2 protein-coding genes are annotated in these 4,376 nt (G+C 60.4%); both read left to right on the top strand.

Going from position 1 to position 4,376, the window contains the following annotated elements; translation table 11 throughout:
• Positions 1-26 precede the first annotated feature (26 nt).
• Entirely contained in the window at positions 27-1,175 is a 1,149-nt protein-coding gene (gene carA / locus WCA53_RS11315) for a glutamine-hydrolyzing carbamoyl-phosphate synthase small subunit (protein WP_423909372.1), read from the top strand.
• A 108-nt stretch (positions 1,176-1,283) separates the two neighbouring features.
• A partial coding sequence (gene carB / locus WCA53_RS11310; protein ID WP_423909367.1) for a carbamoyl-phosphate synthase large subunit occupies positions 1,284-4,376 on the top strand: 3,093 nt, incomplete at its 3' end.

Here is a 4,376-nt window from a genome sequence, read left to right as displayed (position 1 = left end):
AGGGTGTTCTCCCCAAGGAGCCTCCCGTGTTGCCGTCATTCTCTCCCGCAATCCTCGCACTCGCCGACGGCACGGTCTTTCGTGGTCACTCCATCGGCGCGTCCGGTCACACGATCGGCGAAGTGGTGTTCAACACCGCCATCACCGGTTATCAGGAAATCCTGACGGACCCGAGCTACGCACAGCAGATCGTCACGCTGACGTATCCGCACATCGGCAATGTCGGTGTGAACGCTGAAGACGTCGAATCCGCGAAAGTCCATGCCGCCGGCCTGATCATCCGTGATCTGCCTGTGCTGGCGTCAAATTTTCGCTCCGAGCAATCCCTCTCCGACTATCTGAAGGCTCAGAACGTCGTCGCAATCTCGAATATCGACACGCGCAAGCTCACGCGAATCCTGCGCGAGAAAGGCGCTCAGGACGGCTGCATTCTCGTTGGCGCGGGTGCAGACGATGAAGCCCGCGCGCTCGAACTCGCGCGCTCGTTTCCGGGTTTGTCGGGAATGGATCTGGCCAAGGTCGTGTCCACGAAAGAGAAGTACGAATGGACCCAGTCCGAATGGCGGCTTGATAGCGGCTACGGCGAGCAAAAGGCGCCGCAGTATCGCGTGGTGGCATTCGACTACGGCGTGAAGTACAACATCCTGCGCATGCTCGCCGAGCGCGGTTGCCACGTCACCGTGCTGCCGGCTCAAGCAACCGCCGCTGAGGCGCTCGCGTTGAATCCCGACGGCATTTTTCTTTCGAACGGTCCCGGTGATCCAGAGCCGTGCGACTACGCAATCACAGCCACGCGCGAGCTGATCGCTCGCGGCATTCCTACCTTCGGCATTTGCCTTGGCCACCAGATCATGGGTCTTGCCGTTGGCGCGAAGACCATGAAGATGAAGACGGGCCATCACGGCGCGAATCATCCGGTGAAGGATCTCGAGAACGGCCGCGTGGTCATCACGTCGCAGAATCACGGCTTCGCAGTCGATGCCGCCACGCTGCCCGCGAACGCAAAGGTCACGCACACATCGCTCTTCGACGGCACGCTGCAAGGCTTCGCGCTCACCGACAAACCCGCGTTCTGCTTCCAGGGACATCCGGAAGCGTCGCCGGGACCGAATGACGTCGCGTACCTGTTCGACCGGTTCGTCGGGCTGATGGAAGCGCAGAAGGCCGCGGCGTAAAAAGAGGTGTGGAGTAGATACCTATGCGCTAACCAATAAGGATCGCGTTACTTGAGCGACTTGCTGGTAACGCCAAAGAACACAGCAGCACAATCATTGAGAGCAGTTATGCCGAAGCGGACAGACATCAAGAGCATCCTCATCATCGGCGCGGGACCGATCATCATCGGCCAGGCGTGCGAGTTCGATTATTCGGGTGCGCAGGCGTGCAAGGCGCTGCGCGAGGAAGGCTACAAGGTCATTCTCGTCAACAGCAATCCCGCGACGATCATGACCGACCCGAACACGGCGGACGTCACGTATATCGAGCCGATCACGTGGGAAGTGGTCGAGCGGATCATCGACAAGGAACGTCCAGACGCGATCCTGCCGACCATGGGCGGCCAGACGGCGCTTAATTGCGCGCTCGACCTGTTCCATCACGGCGTGCTGGAAAAGTACAAGGTCGAGTTGATCGGCGCGTCGCCGGAAGCAATCGATAAAGCCGAGGACCGCCAGAAATTCAAGGAAGCAATGACGAAGATCGGCCTCGGGTCGGCCAAGTCGGGCATTGCGCATTCCATGGAAGAAGCGCTGCAGGTGCAGGCGGAAATCGCGCTGCTGACTGGCAGCGGCGGCTATCCCACGGTCATTCGTCCTTCTTTCACGCTCGGCGGATCGGGTGGCGGGATCGCGTACAACCGCGAGGAATTCGAGGAAATTTGCCGTCGCGGACTGGATCTATCGCCGACACGCGAGTTGTTGATCGAAGAGTCGCTGCTCGGCTGGAAAGAGTTCGAAATGGAAGTCGTCCGCGATACCCAGGACAACTGCATTATCGTTTGCTCGATCGAAAACCTTGATCCAATGGGCGTGCATACCGGCGATTCCATCACGGTCGCGCCGGCCCAGACGCTGACGGACAAGGAATATCAGATCCTGCGTAATGCGTCGCTTGCGGTGCTTCGCGAAATCGGCGTCGATACCGGCGGCTCGAACGTGCAGTTCGCGATCAACCCGAAGGACGGCCGCATGGTCGTCATCGAGATGAATCCGCGCGTGTCACGTTCGTCGGCGCTGGCGTCGAAGGCGACGGGCTTTCCAATCGCGAAGGTCGCGGCGAAGCTGGCTGTCGGCTATACGCTCGATGAACTGAAGAACGAGATCACGGGGGGACAAACCCCGGCGTCGTTCGAGCCCACCATCGATTACGTAGTCACGAAGATTCCGCGTTTCGCGTTCGAAAAATTCCCCGAAGCCGATGCACGCCTGACGACGCAAATGAAGTCGGTCGGCGAAGTGATGGCAATTGGACGCACGTTCCAGGAGTCGTTCCAGAAGGCGTTGCGCGGGCTGGAAGTGGGTGTCGACGGTCTCGATGAAAAGACCACGAGCCGCGACGAAGTCATTCGCGAGATCGGCGAGCCCGGTCCGGACCGCATCTGGTTCCTCGGCGACGCGTTTCGCCTGGGCCTGAGCGCGCAGGAAATCTTCGAGGAAACGGCTATCGACCCGTGGTTCCTCGCGCAGATCGAGCAGATCGTGCAGAAGGAAAAGGCGGTGATTGGCCGCACGATCGAGAGCCTGACGAAAGACGAAATGCTGTATCTGAAGCAGAGCGGTTTCTCGGACCGCCGTCTCGCGAAATTGCTTGGCTCGGACCAGACGGCTGTGCGCCGCCATCGTCATGCACTGAAGGTTCGCCCGGTCTACAAGCGCGTGGACACGTGCGCGGCCGAATTCGCGACGAAAACGGCCTACATGTACTCGACCTACGAGGAAGAGTGCGAAGCGAATCCGACGGACAAGAAGAAAATCATGGTGCTCGGCGGCGGGCCGAACCGGATCGGGCAGGGCATTGAATTCGACTATTGCTGCGTGCACGCAGCGTTGGCGATGCGCGAGGACGGCTATGAAACGATCATGGTCAACTGCAATCCGGAGACCGTGTCCACCGACTACGACACGTCCGATCGTTTGTACTTCGAATCGCTGACGCTGGAAGACGTACTCGAAATCGTGGAACTGGAAAAGCCGGTCGGCGTGATCGTGCAGTACGGCGGCCAAACTCCGTTGAAGCTTGCCCTCGATCTCGAAGCGAACGGCGTGCCGATCATCGGCACGTCGCCCGACATGATCGACGCCGCTGAAGACCGCGAGCGCTTCCAGAAGCTCCTGCAGAACCTGAATCTGCTCCAGCCGCCGAACCGCACGGCGCGCGCCGAAGACGAGGCATTGCGTCTGGCCGAGGAAATCGGCTATCCGCTGGTGGTGCGTCCGTCGTACGTGCTCGGTGGCCGGGCGATGGAAATTGTCCACGAGCCGCGCGATCTCGAACGCTACATGCGCGAAGCCGTGAAGGTTTCGCATGATTCGCCCGTGCTGCTCGACCGCTTCCTGAACGACGCCATCGAATGCGATGTGGACTGTATTTCCGACGGCGAGGCAGTGTTTATCGGCGGCGTGATGGAGCACATCGAACAGGCGGGCGTGCATTCCGGCGATTCGGCTTGCTCGCTGCCGCCGTATTCGCTCTCGCAGGCAACCATCGATGAACTCAAGCGCCAGACCGGCGCAATGGCGCGCGCGCTGAACGTGATTGGCCTGATGAACGTACAGTTCGCGATCCAGCAAGCCACGCAGGAAGACGGCTCGAAGAAGGACGTGATCTACGTGCTGGAGGTCAATCCGCGTGCTTCGCGCACGGTGCCGTATGTATCGAAGGCGACGGGTTTGCCTTTGGCCAAGATCGCGGCCCGCGCCATGGTCGGCCAGAAACTAGCCGATCAAGGTGTGACGAAGGAAGTGATTCCGCCGTATTTCAGCGTCAAGGAAGCGGTGTTCCCGTTCATCAAATTCCCCGCCGTCGACCCGGTGCTTGGACCGGAAATGCGTTCGACCGGCGAAGTGATGGGCGTGGGCAGCACGTTCGGCGAAGCGCTCTTCAAGTCGCAACTCGCGGCTGGATCGCGTCTGCCGGAAAGCGGCACGGTCCTGCTGACGGTCATGGACGCCGACAAGCAAAAGGCCGTGGAAGTCGCGGCCATGCTCCACGAGCTAGGCTTCCCGCTGGTTGCGACCAAGGGCACTGCGTCGGCCATTCTTGCGGCTGGCGTGCCGGTCAAGGTCGTCAACAAAGTCAAGGACGGACGGCCGCACATTGTGGACATGATCAAGAACGGCGAGATTGCGCTGGTCTTTACCACGGTCGACGAAACCCGC

It is taken from the genome of Caballeronia sp. (assembly GCF_049581465.1).
Classification (GTDB): Bacteria; Pseudomonadota; Gammaproteobacteria; order Burkholderiales; family Burkholderiaceae; genus Caballeronia.
Note: the sequence above shows the minus strand (reverse complement) of the source record. Positions and strands in the feature narration are given on the sequence as shown.